Raw genomic sequence first — 14,820 nt, 5'->3', positions numbered from 1 at the left:
GGTTAGGTGTGCTGCCCGCGCGGGAGCTCGCGAATTTCCGACGTCCAGTTCCCCGAGGGCAGGGCCTCAGGGGAGCTTTTCTGACTCGTACCGCCGTTCGATCGCCTAGGACTCCCGCCCCACGACCCTCTCGTACTGAGCCGCCAGCCCCTCCAGCAACGCGTTCAGGCCCGCTTCGAACGCCCGCTCGTCCACCTTCTGCTGCTGGTCGGCCAGTAGATGCGCCTGACCGAGGTGTGGATAGTCCGCCGGGTCGTAGGCGCTCTCGTCGTCCACGAAACCCCCGGCGAACGACCCGAGGGCGGACCCCATGATGAAGTACCGCATCAGCGCCCCGATGGACGTGGCCTGCGCCGCGGGCCACCCCGCGTCGACCATGGCGCCGAAGACCGCGTCCGCGACCCGCAGCCCGGCGGGCCGTCGTCCGGGCCCGCGCGCGAGGACGGGCACGATGTTCGGATGGTCGCGCAGGGCACTCCGGTAGGAGACCGCCCAGTCGTGCAGCGCGGTACGCCAGTCGCGTCCGTCCTCGAACATCGACAGATCGACCTGGGCGCTCACCGAGTCGGCGACTGCCTCCAGGATCTGGTCCTTGGTGCGGAAGTGGTTGTAGAGAGACGGTCCGCTCACCCCCAGCTCGGCGGCGAGCCGCCGGGTGGAGAGGGCCGCCAGCCCCTCCGCGTCGAGCAGTTGCCGTGCCGTCTCCACGATGCGGTCGGTGCTCAGCAGGGGCTTGTGCGGTCGGGCCATGGCGCACATAGTAGGGGTGCGCCATTAAACTAGCAGTGATAATTAAAGGAGGGTGAGCCGCCGTGAACCTGGAGCTCAGTGAGGAGCAGACCGCCGTCCGCCGACTCGCCCGGGACTTCGTGGAGCGCGAGATCGCCCCGCACGTCGTGGAGTGGGACCGCGCCGAGAACGTCGACCGGTCGATCGTGAAGAAGCTGGGCGAGGTCGGCTTCCTGGGTCTCACCGTCGACGAGGAATACGGCGGCTCCGGCGGCGACCACCTCGCGTACTGCCTGGTCACCGAGGAACTCGGCCGCGGTGACTCCTCCGTGCGCGGCATCGTCTCCGTCTCCCTCGGCCTGGTCGCGAAGACGATCGCGGCCTGGGGGAGCGAGGAGCAGAAGGGGCGCTGGCTGCCCGGGCTGACGGCGGGGGAGTACGTCGGCTGTTTCGGCCTCACCGAGCCGGGCACCGGCTCCGACGCCGGCAATCTGACCACCCGCGCGGTCCGCGACGGCGACGACTATGTCCTCGACGGCACCAAGATGTTCATCACCAACGGCACCTGGGCCGATGTCGTCCTTCTGTTCGCCCGCTCCACCGACGCCCCCGGCCACCAGGGCGTCACCGCCTTCCTCGTCCCCGCCGACGCCCCCGGCCTGACCCGCCGCACCATCCACGGCAAGCTGGGCCTGCGCGGCCAGGCCACCGCCGAACTGGTCCTGGAGGGTGTCCGCGTCCCTGCCTCCGCGAGGCTCGGCCCCGAGGGCAAGGGCTTCTCCGTCGCCATGTCGGCGCTCGCCAAGGGGCGGATGTCGGTCGCGGCGGGCTGCGTCGGCATCGCCCAGGCCGCACTGGACGCGGCGGTCCGGTACGCCGGCGAGCGCGAGCAGTTCGGCCGGCCGATCGCCCATCACCAGCTCGTCCAGGAACTCCTCAGCGACATCGCGGTCGACGTGGACGCCGCCCGGCTGCTGACCTGGCGCGTCGCCGACCTCGTCGACCGGGGCCTGCCCTTCGCCACCGAGGCGAGCAAGGCCAAGCTCTTCGCCTCCGAGGCCGCCGTCCGCGCCGCGAACAACGCCCTCCAGGTCTTCGGCGGCTACGGCTACATCGACGAGTACCCGGTCGGCAAACTCCTGCGCGACGCCCGCGTGATGACCCTGTACGAGGGCACCAGCCAGATACAGAAGCTCCTCATCGGGCGGGCGCTGACCGGGGTGTCGGCCTTCTGAGTACCCGGGGCGGTCCCCGACTGAGTATCCGCACGGATGTGGCACGCCCCACATCCGGCGACCCTGGTCCCCATGAGTGAGACACCGGTCAAGCAGCAGAACACGGCCGCCTTCTACGGGCAGGCCGTGGCGTCGTTCGCCGTCGCCATGGCGGCCACCGGCGTCGGCATCTACAACCTGGACGCCGACGTCTGGGTGCGCGCCTTCCTGGCCATCGCGGTCCTGTACCTCGTGACCTCGGCTTTCACCCTGTCCAAGGTGATCCGCGACCGGCAGGAGGCCGGGCAGATCGTCAGCCGGGTCGACCAGGCGAGGCTGGAAAAGCTCCTCGCCGAGCACGACCCCTTCGAGAAGCTCTGACGGCCCTCCGGGGTGCGAGGCGGGGCGCGCCCGGCCCACCGGCCTCGAACGGCAGCGCACTCCACGCGTCCGCCCGCTCACCCCGCTGAGCGGGCACTCTAAGCGCTCGCTCACCTTCGGCGGTATGGTGGTGCCCGGCCACGGGAAGGGGCGAACGATCGATGAGTACGGCGGAGGAGACGGCCGGCGGCGAACCGCAGCCGTGGGGTGAGGTCAGCCCGGACGCGGCCCGACGGCTGCTGGTGGCGGCCGTGGAGGCCTTCGCCGAGCGCGGCTACCACGCCACGACGACCCGTGACATCGCGGGCCGCGCGGGTATGAGCCCGGCCGCGCTCTACATCCATTACAAGACGAAGGAAGAGCTGCTCCACCGGATCAGCCGCATCGGCCACGAGAAGGCCCTGGACGTCCTGCGCACCGCCGCCGACTCCGAGGGCACCCCGGCCGAACGCCTCGCCGAGGCCGTCCGCTCCTTCGTCCGCTGGCACGCCGGGCAGCACACCGTCGCGCGGGTCGTCCAGTACGAACTCGACGCGCTGGGCCCCGACGCCCGCGCCGAGATCGTCGCCCTGCGCCGCCAGAACGACGCGGCCGTCCGCGGCATCATCGAGGATGGAGTCGCCGCCGGCGACTTCGACGTCCCCGACGTCAAGGGCACCACCGTGGCCGTCCTCTCCCTCTGCATCGACGTGGCCCGCTGGTTCAAGGTCAACGGCCCGCGCACCCCCGACGAGGTGGGCGCGCTCTACGCCGACCTCGTCCTGCGCATGGTGGGCGCCACGAAGTAGGGGCGCCGCCACGAAGCAGGGCGCCCCCGAAGGGGCCGCCCGTCGCCGCACGGCCGTGAACGCGTCCATTGCACGGCCCTGTGGCCCCCGTGCCCGCCCCTTCCACCCGGCGGGCACGGCTCGGCCCTGCCCGGCCCGCCCGGGCTTCGCGCGCTCGGCGCATCGGGAGTCCCCGGCATGGTTCGGGGCGGTCTTCGAAACATTCGGTGACTTGCTCTCGTCTTTGGATCTTCATCCTCCCGGCGCGTGCCGACGGGTTTTCCGCGCTTCGCTGATCAATCCGTCTGTGCAGGTAAAACGGCCTCTGACTACCCCGTATGGCTGGGCGAATGTTTCGGGATCACTGCCGAAACTATTGACAGTTGACAGGGGCAGTTCAACACTCCCCGTGACAGGGCCTCACGAGAGGGAGGAAGCAAGCCACATGAACGACGCACCCGCACCCGCGCCCGGCAACCCCAGCCGCAGGCTGTTCCTCGGCGGCGTCGGCGCCACCGCGCTGGCCGCCGCGACCACGCTCACACTGCCCGGCACCGCCCACGCCGACACGGTCGTCACCAGCAACCAGACCGGTACGAACGGCGGCTTCTACTACTCGTTCTGGACCGATGCGCCGGGAACCGTCTCCATGACACTGGCCAATGGTGGCGCCTACCGGACCTCCTGGCGCAACACCGGCAACTTCGTCTGCGGCAAGGGCTGGAGCAACGGCTCCCGCAGGACGGTGACCTACTCGGGCAGCTTCAACCCGTCGGGCAACGCGTACCTGTGCCTCTACGGCTGGACGTCGAACCCGCTCGTCGAGTACTACATCGTCGACAACTGGGGCACCTACCGGCCCACCGGGAACTACCGGGGCACGGTCACCAGCGACGGCGGCACCTACGACATTTACCGGACCACCCGGTACAACGCCCCGTCCGTCGAGGGCAATCGCACCTTCGACCAGTACTGGAGCGTCCGTCAGTCGAGGCGGACCGGCGGCAGCATCACCACCGGCAACCACTTCGACGCCTGGGGCCGCGCCGGAATGCCCCTCGGCAGCTTCCGCTACTACATGATCATGGCGACGGAGGGTTACCAGAGCAGCGGGAACTCCAGCATCACGGTCGGCGGATGACGATGAACGTCCCGTTCCCGGCTCGTCTGTCGGCACGTTCCCTGGTGGCGTTCCCGGTCGCCGTCGTGATGGCCGCCGTTGGTGTCCTCACCGCCGGCTCCGTCGCGCCCGCACGGGCCGCCGCGTGCAACGGGTACGTCGGGCTCACCTTCGACGACGGCCCGACCGGCAACACCCCGGTCCTGCTCAACGCGTTGCGGCAGAGCGGGCTGCGGGCCACGATGTTCAACCAGGGCCAGAACGTCGCCGCCAACCCGGCCCAGGTCCGCGCCCAGGTCGCCGCCGGCATGTGGGTGGCCAACCACAGCTACACGCACCCGCACCTGACCCGGCTCTCCCAGGCGCAGATCGACTCGGAGATCTCCCGCACCCAACAGGCCGTCACGGGCGCGGGCGGCGGCACACCCCAGCTGTTCCGGCCGCCGTACGGGGAGACCAACGCGACGGTGAAATCGGTCGCGGCCAGGTACGGACTGACCGAGATCCTGTGGAACGTCGACTCGCAGGACTGGAACGGCGCCAGTGCGGACGCGATCGTGCAGGCCGCCGGCCGGCTCACCAACGGCCAGGTCATCCTCATGCACGACGGGCCCGCGAACACGCGCGCGGCGATCCCGCGCATCGCGCAGACGCTGGCCGCCCGCGGCCTGTGCGCCGGGCGCATCTCGCCCCAGACCGGACGCGCCGTGGCGCCCTGAGGCCCGGTGACGGGGGTCCGCCCCGGCGGGCGACGCCCGACCGGTGCGAAGGGCGGCACCCGTGGCGCGGCGGTCATCACCTCCGCCGCGCCACATCACCGGCTCAGAAGTAGTAACGCGACACGGACTCGGCCACGCACACCGGCTTGTCCCCGCCCTCGCGCTCCACGACCACCGCGGCGGTCACCTGGACACCGTCGCCGACCTCCGTGACGTCCTGGAGGGTCGCCGTGGCCCGCAGTCGTGAGCCCACGGGCACGGGTGCCGGGAACCGCACCTTGTTGGTGCCGTAGTTGACGCCCATCTTCACGTTGTCGACCTTGAGTACCTGGGGCACGAACAACGGGAGCAGGGACAGGGTCAGATATCCGTGGGCGATGGTCGTGCCGAAGGGGCCCGCGGCCGCCTTCTCCGGGTCGACGTGGATCCACTGGTGGTCGCCGGTGGCCTCCGCGAAGAGATCGATCCGCTTCTGGTCGACCTCCAGCCAGTCGCTGTACCCCAGCTGCTCGCCCACCGCCGCCTTCAGCTCCTCGGCGGACGTGAAGATCCTCGGCTCTGCCATGTCCCGGCCTCCCGCATCCCGGATGCCACCGCATCCGCGTCAACCCTGATCCATATGCCTAAGCAACTGCTTAGCATGGTCGGGCGGGCGACTCCTGTCAACGGACGGCGGCGACGCCCGGTGTGGGTAGGCTCGGAGAGGTGCCCCAGATTCCTGAGAAGATCCACGAGTTGACCGTCGGCCAGCTGTCCGCCCGTAGCGGTGCCGCCGTCTCGGCCCTGCACTTCTACGAGTCCAAGGGGCTGATCAGCAGCCGCCGCACCGCGGGAAACCAACGCCGCTACAGCCGTGACACCCTGCGCCGCGTCGCCTTCGTACGGGCCGCGCAGCGTGTCGGGATCCCGCTCGCCACGATCCGTGAGGCGCTCGCCGAGTTGCCCGAGGAGCGCACGCCCACCCGGGAGGACTGGGCGCAGCTGTCCGAGGCCTGGCGCTCCGAGCTCGACGAGCGGATCAAGCAGCTCAACAGGCTCCGCGACCACCTCACCGACTGCATCGGCTGCGGCTGTCTGTCGCTGGCCACCTGTGTGCTGTCCAACCCCGACGACGTCTTCGGTGAACGGCAGACCGGCTCCCGGCTCATGGTCGAGCACCGGACCGCCCCGGCGGCCGAGCCGCGGACCGGTACGGGTGCCGGGTAGCGACCCGTACGGCAGCCGGGTAGCGACCCGTACGGGTGCCGGAACGGCGAGAGCCCGGGAACGACCGGCGAGCGGCCGTTCCCGGGCCTCTGCCCACGGTCCCCCCGAAGATCCCGTGGGCCCTCTCATTCGTACTCGGTGCCGCCCTTGCGGGTGAGATACGCCGGGCTGACCGCTTTCGCGATGGCCCGTCCGCCCGTCACCGGGCTGTACCGCTCGACGGCCGGCCGGATCACCACGCCCTCACGCAGGTGCATCTCCCGCCCGGAGACCGTCTCCCGGCCCGTGGCGACCTCCAGCACGCGGTCGATGGCGTACGGGCCCTCGTAGAGCTTTGGTACGAGGGGCAGTTCACCGTCGAGCAGCTCGGTCAGCTCCGCGGTGTCCAGCCAGCGCACCCGGCCGTCGATCTCCGCGGAGACGTCGAACACGGCGTAGCCGAGGGTGTCGCGGCGGCCGTCGGCGCCGTACGTCAGGTCCTGCACCCCGGCGCCGTACACCTCGCCGAAGACGCCTACCCGGCGCGCGCCGAGCCGCTGAGCGAGCCGGGCGGCGACCTCCGGGACGCCGTGGCCGCGGACGGCCCGCCAGTACAGGTTGCGCGGATCCTCCTTCAGCGCGAGGGACTTGGCGCCGAAGCCCTTCGAGGAGACCTGGACGCGGCCGTCCTCGGCGAGATACGTCACCAGGCACGCCGAGCCGTGCAGCTTCTCGGTGAGGACCACCGGCTCGCCGGTCGTGAAGATGTCCGGGTAGCGCTGGATGTTCTCGATGTCGACCCAGGGAAGCAGATCCGGCGCCGACTCGACCTCGCCGCTCATCGTGGGCGGGATCGGCGGCACCCACTTCACGATGCCGAGCCGCTCCGCGAAGTCGGTGCCCTCGGCCACCGCCGCCGTCAGATCCACGTCGGCCAGCGCCTTGGGCCGGCACACGATGCCCTGCGACAGCTCGCCCCGCAGCCGTACGGCCTTGACCCGGTCGGACCTGGAGCCCGCCAGCCGTCCGGTGAGCCCCAGTTCCTCGACCAGCTCGGCCGGGAGCACGGACTGTTCCGGGATGTAGACGGCGGTGTCACCGGTGCGGAAGGCGCCCTTCGCCACGACGGCTCGATACAGGCCCACCTGGGCCAGCTCCAGCGCGTCGGCGTTGGGGTGTTCATGGATCGTCAGCACTTCGGCGGTGACGCGCAGCGTCGACATCGGGCACTCCTCGGGCGCTCAGCTCGGTTTCATCGCCCTCAACTGTCCTGGCGGGAAAGGGCTGGAGCGACTGGATTTGCGCCTGGTAAGGTCGCGCGCGCCGGAGCGCCGGGCCCGGCACGAAGAGGAACCTCGATGAGCGTCGTCGTTTGTTCGCTGAAGTGGGAGAGCGCGCGCTCGGGGGCGCAGCGGGTCAGTTATGACGCGGACGGCTACCACCTGGTGCGCTTCCCGTACGGGGTGACGGAGGAGTCGTACGACCCCTGGAACATGCACGACCCGGCGAACGGCGGTGACGCCCCCTCGGAGTTCCCCGACCCGCGTTCGGGCCTGATCTGGCCCAGCCACGACGGCTGGGGCGTGCTCTCCGCGATGGTGTTCTGGGAGGCGGACCCCCAGACGCTGGAGTACCGGGCCCGCTTCGTGCGCGACCCGCTGAACATGACCGAGAAGAGATACGACTCCACGGCCACCACCGACAGTGCGCTCACCCGGGGCGGGCAGTTCCGCACCTACCTGTGGCAGATGTTCGTGCGCAAGGGCACACCGATCGGCCTGAAGGTGTCGGCGCGTGGGCTGGGGGACACCAGACGGACCACGCCGCTCACCCTCGCCGAGTTCAAGCTCGCCATCCACACGGACGTGGAGGAGCCGTAACCGACGGCACCGGCCCGAGGAGACCGGAGTCCCCGGCGAGACCCCCAAGACGGTGGGCATCGCGCACTGCCTGCACGGGGGTGCGGCATCCCCGGCGCACCCCCGCCGTGCTACGCCGACACCAGCATCCTCACGCGCCTGGTCTCGGCCAGGGCCTCGGGTGTCAGTACCGGTCGTGGCACCACGATTCCGCACTCCGTGCAGACCGGGCCCGCGGACGGTTCATGGGCCAGGTCGTACTTCCAGACGAGGCGCTCGCCGTCGCACACCGGGCAGGTCGAGCCCGGTTCGCGCTCCAGCGCGGCGATGAGCCGGCGCAGCACCTCCGCGAGGGGTTCGGCGGGGTGGACCTTCGGGTCGTCGCACCAGGCGACGCCGAACCCGCCCCAGGTCAGCCGGTGCCAGTCGTCGACACTGCCCGGCCTGCGCAGCCCGTCGTGCTTCTCCTTCTTACGGCGCTGCGCGAACTGCACTTCGTAGTCGAGCCAGACGGAGCGGGCCTCCTCCAACTCGTCCAGTGCGGCCACGAGCCGCGCTGGATCGGGGTTGCGGTCCTCCGGACCGAACCCGGCCCGGGAGCACAAGTGGTCCCAGGTCGCCCGATGCCCGTAAGGGGCGAATCTCTCCAGGCACTTGCGCAGCGAATAACGCCGCAGTGCCAGGTCACACCGTGGATCGCGCACCTGTCTTGCCAGACTCCGGAAACCGGCCATCGCCCTGCACCTCCGTCACACCTGCACCTGCACTTCGGTCACTTCGGCGTCGTCCTCGGAACGTCGCGCGACGTCGCCGAATAGACGTATCGACACGCGATTCGGCTCCATCCGATTTCCGATGTCCCCCATAAGCCGTCTACTGAGCCGTTCATGGACCGTTCCTGCCTATGTCTGACTGTTGTTGACTTCTTCTTCCTGCTTACGACTCCTTCTGAGTGCCTGTTCATGCTGTCAGCCACCTGTCCGGTGGCGGGGCTCCGAAAAAACGTGACGCATGTTCACTTTCGAAGCTGGGGATACCGGCGGTAACATCCGGCCCCACCCCCCTGGGAGGAGCTGCCATGCCCTGGCGTACCCCACGCATCTCACGCAACGCACCGGACAGAGTGAGAACTCCCCGTGCATTCCCGGAGTTCCTCAAGGCCGCCTCCGTATGCGCACTCGTAGCCGGTCTTTTGTCCCCTCTTTCCCCGGCTGCCCAGGCGGCGGCCGCCGACACCAAGGCCGTCGACATCAAGGCCGCCGACACCAAGGCCGTCGGCGCCAAGGCCGTCGCGGCCGCCGCGAACGACTACTGCGGCGGCCAGTGCTCGGACATCCTGCCGCCGGGCCAGAACGGCAACGCCACCCTCGCCCAGATCCTCCTCAACCAGGCCTTCGGCAGCATGCCGGAGAACGCGAGCAACCAGTTGGGGCCCTACAACAACCTCGCCAAGGGGTACACCGGGCTCACCAACGCCACGATCAACACCTTCTTCAACGACGCGTCCTTCGGCGTCGCCTCCGACCAGGTGGCCTCCACCCTCAAGCCCGCCGGACGCACCGACGTCACCATCGTCCGCGACAAGAAGACCGGTGTGCCGCACATCACGGGCACCACCCGCTACGGCACCGAGTTCGGCGCGGGCTACGCCGCCGCCCAGGACCGGCTGTGGCTGATGGACGTCTTCCGGCACGTCGGTCGCGGCAAGCTCACCCCGTTCGCCGGCGGCGCCCCCTCCAACCAGGGCCTGGAGCAGGAGTTCTGGCGGCACGCTCCGTACACCGAGGCCGATCTGCAGGCCCAGATCGACAACGCGGTCGCCGCCAACGGCGACCGCGGCCGGCAGGCCCTCGCCGACGTCAACGCCTACATCGACGGCATCAACGCCTACATCGACGCCTCCGACAGCGGCCGTTACTTCCCGGGCGAGTACGTCCTGACCGGCCACAAGGACTCCATCACCAACGCCGGCACCATCGAGAAGTTCAAGCCCACCGACCTGGTCGCCCTGGCCTCCGTCATCGGCGCCCTCTTCGGCTCGGGCGGCGGCGGCGAGGTCAACAACGCGCTCTCCCTGCTCGCCGCCCAGGAGAAGTACGGCGTCGCCGAGGGCACCAAGGTCTGGGAGTCCTTCCGCGAGCGCAACGACCCCGAGGCGGCCCTGACCGTCCACGACGGCAGCTTCCCGTACGCCACCAAGCCCGCCGACCCGCAGGGCATGGCCCTGCCCGACGACGGCGCCGTCACCGAGGAACCCCTGGTGTACGACCGCACCGGCAGCGCGGCCGGCACCACCTCCAAGGGCGTCTCCTCCAAGGCCACCGACAGCGCCCTCAGCTCCGCCCGGCGCGGTATGTCCAACGCGCTCGTCGTCAGCGGCAAGCACACCGCGAGCGGCCACCCCGTCGCCGTCTTCGGTCCGCAGACCGGCTACTTCGCCCCGCAGCTGCTGATGCTCCAGGAGATACAGGGCCCCGGTCTCAGCGCCCGCGGCGCCTCCTTCGCCGGCCTGAGCATGTACGTCGAACTCGGCCGCGGCCAGGACTACGCCTGGAGCGCCACCACCTCCGGCCAGGACATCATCGACGCGTACGCCGTCGAGCTGTGCCAGGACGACGTCCACTACCTGTACCACGGCACCTGCACGCCGATGGAGAAGGTCGAGCAGACCAACGCCTGGAAGCCCACCACCGCCGACTCCACCGCGGCCGGCTCGTACCGCATGCAGGTCTGGCGCACCAAGTACGGCCCGGTCACCCACCGCGCCACGATTGGCGGCAAGAAGGTCGCCTACACCACCCTGCGCTCCTCGTACATGAACGAGGCCGAGTCGATCATCGGCTTCCAGATGCTGAACGACCCGGACTACGTCAAGGGCCCCGAGACCTTCCAGAAGGCCGTCCAGAACATCAACTACACCTTCAACTGGTTCTACGCGGACTCCCAGCACACCGCGTACTACAACAGCGGCGACAACCCGGTGCGCGCCGCCGGTGTCGACGCGGAGTTCCCGGCCTGGGCGCGGGCCCCCTACGAATGGCGCAACTGGAACCCGGCCACGAACGTCGCCGACTACACCCCGCCCTCCGAGCACCCCAACTCCATCGACCAGGACTACTACATCTCCTGGAACAACAAACAGGCCAAGGACTATCCCGCCGCCCCCTGGGGCAACGGTTCCGTCCACCGCGGCAATCTGCTGGACGACCGGGTCAAGCGGCTCGTCGCGGCCGGCGGGGTCACCAGGGCCTCCCTGACCAAGGCCATGGCCGAGGCGGCCCTCGTCGACCTGCGCGCCGAGGACGTCGTCCCCGACCTGCTGAAGGTCATCAACAGCAGCACGGTCACCGACTCCGCCGCCGCGGCGGCGGTCAGCAAGCTCCAGGCCTGGGTCACCTCGGGCTCGAAGCGCACGGAGACCTCCGCCGGTTCGAAGACCTATGCCGACGCCGAGGCGATCCGCATCCTGGACGCCTGGTGGCCGCTGCTGGTGAAGGCCGAGTTCGAACCCGGTCTCGGTACGAAGCTGTACAACGCGATGACCGCCAACCTCCCCCTCGACGAGTCCCCGTCGGCCGCGCACGGCCCGACCGGCTCCCACGCCGGCAGCTCCTTCCAGTACGGCTGGTGGAGCTACGTCGACAAGGACATCCGCTCGGTGCTCGCTGAGTCGGTCAAGGGTCCGCTCGCCCGGACGTACTGCGGCGGCGGCACCCTCAGCGCCTGCCGCACCCTCCTGATCAACACCCTCAAGGAGGCGGCCGGCAAGACCGCCGCCCAGGTCTACCCCGGTGACGCCTCGTGCTCGGCGGGCGACCAGTGGTGCGCCGACGCGATCATCCACCGGACCCTGGGAGGCATCAAGCACGGCAAGATCAGCTGGCAGAACCGGCCGACCTTCCAGCAGGTCGTGGAGTTCACCTCGCACCGGTGACAACCGGCCGCGACGGGTGACTCCCGTGCGGCGGCGGGCCGTTCACATGACACGGCCCGCCGCCAGCACGATCCGCGCCAGCTCCTGGTGACAGATGTCGCTGTGCGCGCCGGACGGCGCACCACCGCGCCGGACGACCGCCGACGCGTCGACGTTCACGCAACCGGACACCGGCAGCCGTCCGTTGAGCGCGTCGGAGAGTGAGATCGAGCGGGTTCCCCGCACCGCCTGGATCCCGCCGTACCCGAGCGCGCCCCATTTCGCGCCCAGGAGGGTGTTCACGCCGAGGCCCCGCACCGTCCGTGCGTCGCCCGCCATCCGGGACGCCAGCGGATAGATCGTGCCGAGCGCCGAGTCGTGCCGGGAGTGACAGCACACCAACGGCCCGTCGATCCGCTTCTGCCGGCCGCTCAGCACCCCGCTCGCCCGCGGGTCGTGCGGCAGCCGCGCCGCGAACGCGTAGTGCGAGAACGCCGCCTGGAGGAGCGTCACCGACTTCACCGCGCGCACCCCGAGCGGCAGCCCCCGCAGCGCGAACGACACCAGACGCGCGCCGAAGCTGTGCCCCACGAGATGGATCCGTACGTCCTGCGCCTCGCCCGCCAGCTGCCCGAGCAGCCGCCCGAGCCCACGCTCCCCGACCGTCCCGGCCCGCCGCTTCATCGCGAAGTACGTGGCCTGACGCAGCAGTTCATGGGCGCCGTCCCAGACCTGCGGCCCCGGCACGGCGGCACCGGTCATGACGGCCGAGGGGCCGGTGGCGGGCGCTCCGGCCGCCGCCTCGACCTCGGCCAGCGCCGCCGCGAACTCCGCGCACACCCGCACCGTGTCCCCGCGCAGCATCCCGGGCGTGCCCTCCGGCACCCCCTCCGCCCGCGTGTCCGCCGTGAACGCGCCCTGCGGCCCCTGCGGCGGCACCTCCACCAGCAGCCGTACGATCCGGCCGAACTCCTCCAAGGAGGCCGCCTCGTCCGGCCGCTGCTCCAGCAGCCGCGCGAGCTGTTCCACGAGGGCGGCCCGACCCGGGAACACCTCCAGCAGCGCGTGCCGGGTGCGCTTGTCGAGCGCGGGACGGGCGGCGGTCAGGGCCGGCGCCGGCCTGAAGTCAGGGATCGGCTCGTCGGAGAACCGCATCGAGGGCCACAACACCCCGACGTACCCGAGCCGTGCCCGCGGGGCGAGCGTCGGGAACGGGGCGAAGAACCTGCTGTACATGCCGGTGGCGCCGGAACGGTCGTTGTTCCAGCCGTGGGCGAAGACGACCAGGTCCACCACCCCGCTCCGCACCACCCCGTCGAGCAACCGGTCCCGCTGACCGGTGTCCACGTCACCGTCCGCGTCGAAGGTCACTTCCCAGTAGGGAGTGACGCTCATGTCCGCAACCGCCATGACGAGCCCCCTTCGGCCCCGTTGGTGCGCTCAGGCGCATGGTCCTGCCAACGGCGAAAGAAGGCCATACGTCACGTACGGCCATGTGCGGCTGTCAGTGAACCGGGCACCGCCCGGCGCCCCGGTCCGGTCACCGGTAGAGCAGATACTCCGCGCGCGTCTTCCGGAACGCCGCGAGCTCCTCCCGCCAGCCCGCCACGACCTCGTCGGTGCCCGCCCCGGCGTCGATCATCGTGCGCACCCGCGTCGACCCGGTCAGCTTGTCGATCCAGTTGTCCGGACGCCAGGCGAAACCGCTCCACACCTTCTTCGCGGTCACGAGCAGACCGATCCCGGTGCGCACGGGGTCGTAGGCCGCCCGGTCGTGGACATGGATCTGTACGCCGCCGACGGTTTTCCCCTGGAACTTGGAGAACGTGGGCGCGAAGTACGCCTCCCTGAAGTGGGCCCCCGGCAGCCCCAGCTCGTTCGCGGCGGCGGCCCACCGCCGGTCGATGCCCTCCGCGCCCAGCAGCTCGAACGGTCGGGTGGTGCCCCGCCCCTCCGAGAGGTTCGTCCCCTCGAAGAGTCCTGTCCCCGCGTACACGAGTGCCGTGTCCGGGGTCGGCATGTTCGGGCTCGGCGGCACCCAGGGCAGCCCCGAGGAGTCGTAGAACCGCGACCGCTTCCATCCGGACATCAGCACCGTCTCCAGCGGGACGGGCTCGTCCAGGAACTCCCCGTTGAACAGCCGCGCCAGCTCCGCGACCGTCATCCCGTGCGCCTGCGAGATCGGCTGACGCCCGACGAACGTCGCGAACTCCCTGTGCAGGACGGGCCCCCGCGCGGACCGACCGGTCACCGGGTTGGGCCGGTCGAGCACGACGAAGCGTTTTCCCGCGAGCCCGGCCGCCTCCATGCAGTCGTACAGCGTCCAGATGTAGGTGTAGAAGCGGGCGCCCACGTCCTGGATGTCGAAGACGACCGTGTCCACCCCGGAGGCGGTGAAGATGTCCGCGAGGGCGCGCCCGCTCTTCTGGTACGTGTCGTGGACGGGCAGCCCCGTCGCCGGGTCGTCGTGGCGGCCCTCGGAGCCGCCGGCCTGGGCGGTGCCGCGGAAACCGTGCTCAGGGCCGAAGACGGCTCTCAGGTCCACGCGGTCGTCGGCGTGCATGACGTCGACGATGTGCCGGGCGTCGCGGGTGACGCCCGTGGGGTTGGTGACGATGCCGGCCTTCTGACCGTCGAGGGCCTTGTAGCCGTTGGCCGCCAGGCGCTCGAAGCCGGTGCGCAGCCGTTGCCCCTGGCGGGCGGCCCCGGCCGACGGGGCGGTGGCCAGGTGGCCGGCCGTGGCGGCCGACGAGGCGGTGGCCGCGGTCGAGGCTGCGAGGAAGGTGCGGCGGGAGAGGCGCATGGGGGTGACCTCCGGGGTCGCGGTCGCGGAAAGCGGCGTCCCTGCGAGCTAAGGGGTCCTTTCACTATGCCCGCCCGGGTCGCGGGTGGTGCGTAGCCCGCGGACCCGTTGTTGCCGCTCACGCGGTTCC

At 70.5% G+C, this 14,820-nt stretch carries 14 protein-coding genes; 8 read left to right on the top strand and 6 right to left on the bottom strand.

Annotated features, from left to right (window positions below):
• Nucleotides 1–105 precede the first annotated feature (105 nt).
• Complete coding sequence (locus ACZ43N_RS22570) at nucleotides 106–750, bottom strand: TetR/AcrR family transcriptional regulator (RefSeq protein WP_468099783.1); 645 nt, start codon at nucleotides 748–750, stop codon at nucleotides 106–108.
• A 62-nt stretch (nucleotides 751–812) separates the two neighbouring features.
• Between ACZ43N_RS22570 and ACZ43N_RS22565 the strand changes: the two genes are divergently transcribed.
• From ACZ43N_RS22565 to ACZ43N_RS22545, 5 genes are all read left to right on the top strand, one after another.
• Entirely contained in the window at nucleotides 813–1,964 is a 1,152-nt protein-coding gene (locus ACZ43N_RS22565) for an acyl-CoA dehydrogenase family protein (protein WP_468099782.1), read from the top strand.
• A 72-nt stretch (nucleotides 1,965–2,036) separates the two neighbouring features.
• Nucleotides 2,037–2,324 carry a YiaA/YiaB family inner membrane protein gene (locus ACZ43N_RS22560; protein WP_055521519.1) on the top strand — a complete coding sequence of 96 codons (288 nt, stop codon included), beginning with the start codon at nucleotides 2,037–2,039 and terminating at the stop codon, nucleotides 2,322–2,324.
• A 161-nt stretch (nucleotides 2,325–2,485) separates the two neighbouring features.
• Nucleotides 2,486–3,112, top strand: a complete 627-nt coding sequence (locus ACZ43N_RS22555; protein ID WP_468099781.1) for a TetR/AcrR family transcriptional regulator — start codon at nucleotides 2,486–2,488, stop codon at nucleotides 3,110–3,112.
• 424 nt (nucleotides 3,113–3,536) lie between these two features.
• The gene (locus ACZ43N_RS22550; protein WP_468099779.1) at nucleotides 3,537–4,232 is read left to right on the top strand and encodes a glycoside hydrolase family 11 protein; all 696 of its coding nucleotides are present in this window, start codon (nucleotides 3,537–3,539) and stop codon (nucleotides 4,230–4,232) included.
• Nucleotides 4,229–4,930, top strand: coding sequence for a polysaccharide deacetylase family protein (locus ACZ43N_RS22545; protein ID WP_468099778.1), 702 nt, complete (start codon nucleotides 4,229–4,231; stop codon nucleotides 4,928–4,930). Before ACZ43N_RS22550 ends, ACZ43N_RS22545 begins: the two co-directional genes overlap by 4 nt.
• A 103-nt stretch (nucleotides 4,931–5,033) precedes the next feature.
• Here the strand turns inward: ACZ43N_RS22545 and ACZ43N_RS22540 are convergent, their stop codons facing one another.
• Nucleotides 5,034–5,495, bottom strand: a complete 462-nt coding sequence (locus ACZ43N_RS22540) for a MaoC family dehydratase (RefSeq protein WP_468099776.1) — start codon at nucleotides 5,493–5,495, stop codon at nucleotides 5,034–5,036.
• Nucleotides 5,496–5,635: 140 nt separating this feature from the next.
• On the opposite strand from ACZ43N_RS22540, the gene soxR reads away from it, so the two are divergent.
• A complete protein-coding gene (gene soxR / locus ACZ43N_RS22535) occupies nucleotides 5,636–6,136 on the top strand; it encodes a redox-sensitive transcriptional activator SoxR (protein WP_468099774.1) in 501 nt (166 codons plus the stop codon).
• A 125-nt stretch (nucleotides 6,137–6,261) separates the two neighbouring features.
• Here soxR and ACZ43N_RS22530 read toward each other — a convergent pair whose 3' ends face one another.
• Nucleotides 6,262–7,338 (bottom strand): RNA ligase (ATP), encoded by a 1,077-nt coding sequence (locus ACZ43N_RS22530; RefSeq protein ID WP_468099772.1) that lies wholly within the window; start codon nucleotides 7,336–7,338, stop codon nucleotides 6,262–6,264.
• 135 nt (nucleotides 7,339–7,473) lie between these two features.
• Between ACZ43N_RS22530 and ACZ43N_RS22525 the strand changes: the two genes are divergently transcribed.
• Nucleotides 7,474–7,995 carry a hypothetical protein gene (locus tag ACZ43N_RS22525; RefSeq protein ID WP_468099770.1) on the top strand — a complete coding sequence of 174 codons (522 nt, stop codon included), beginning with the start codon at nucleotides 7,474–7,476 and terminating at the stop codon, nucleotides 7,993–7,995.
• A gap of 110 nt (nucleotides 7,996–8,105) precedes the next feature.
• Here ACZ43N_RS22525 and ACZ43N_RS22520 read toward each other — a convergent pair whose 3' ends face one another.
• The gene (locus tag ACZ43N_RS22520) at nucleotides 8,106–8,708 is read right to left on the bottom strand and encodes a hypothetical protein (protein WP_468099768.1); all 603 of its coding nucleotides are present in this window, start codon (nucleotides 8,706–8,708) and stop codon (nucleotides 8,106–8,108) included.
• Nucleotides 8,709–9,052: 344 nt separating this feature from the next.
• Between ACZ43N_RS22520 and ACZ43N_RS22515 the strand changes: the two genes are divergently transcribed.
• Entirely contained in the window at nucleotides 9,053–11,908 is a 2,856-nt protein-coding gene (locus tag ACZ43N_RS22515) for a penicillin acylase family protein (protein ID WP_468099766.1), read from the top strand.
• 42 nt (nucleotides 11,909–11,950) lie between these two features.
• On the opposite strand, the gene ACZ43N_RS22510 is transcribed toward ACZ43N_RS22515, so the two are convergent.
• Together ACZ43N_RS22510 and ACZ43N_RS22505 are read right to left on the bottom strand one after the other, a co-directional pair.
• Complete coding sequence (locus ACZ43N_RS22510) at nucleotides 11,951–13,297, bottom strand: serine-threonine protein kinase (protein WP_468099765.1); 1,347 nt, start codon at nucleotides 13,295–13,297, stop codon at nucleotides 11,951–11,953.
• Between the two features lie 130 nt (nucleotides 13,298–13,427).
• Nucleotides 13,428–14,690: an exo-beta-N-acetylmuramidase NamZ family protein gene (locus tag ACZ43N_RS22505; RefSeq protein ID WP_468099764.1), complete on the bottom strand. Its 1,263-nt coding sequence runs from the start codon at nucleotides 14,688–14,690 to the stop codon at nucleotides 13,428–13,430.
• Nucleotides 14,691–14,820 lie beyond the last annotated feature (130 nt).

Source organism: Streptomyces sp. NPDC030814 (genome assembly GCF_055572155.1).
This window is presented reverse-complemented; position numbering and strand designations above follow the sequence as displayed.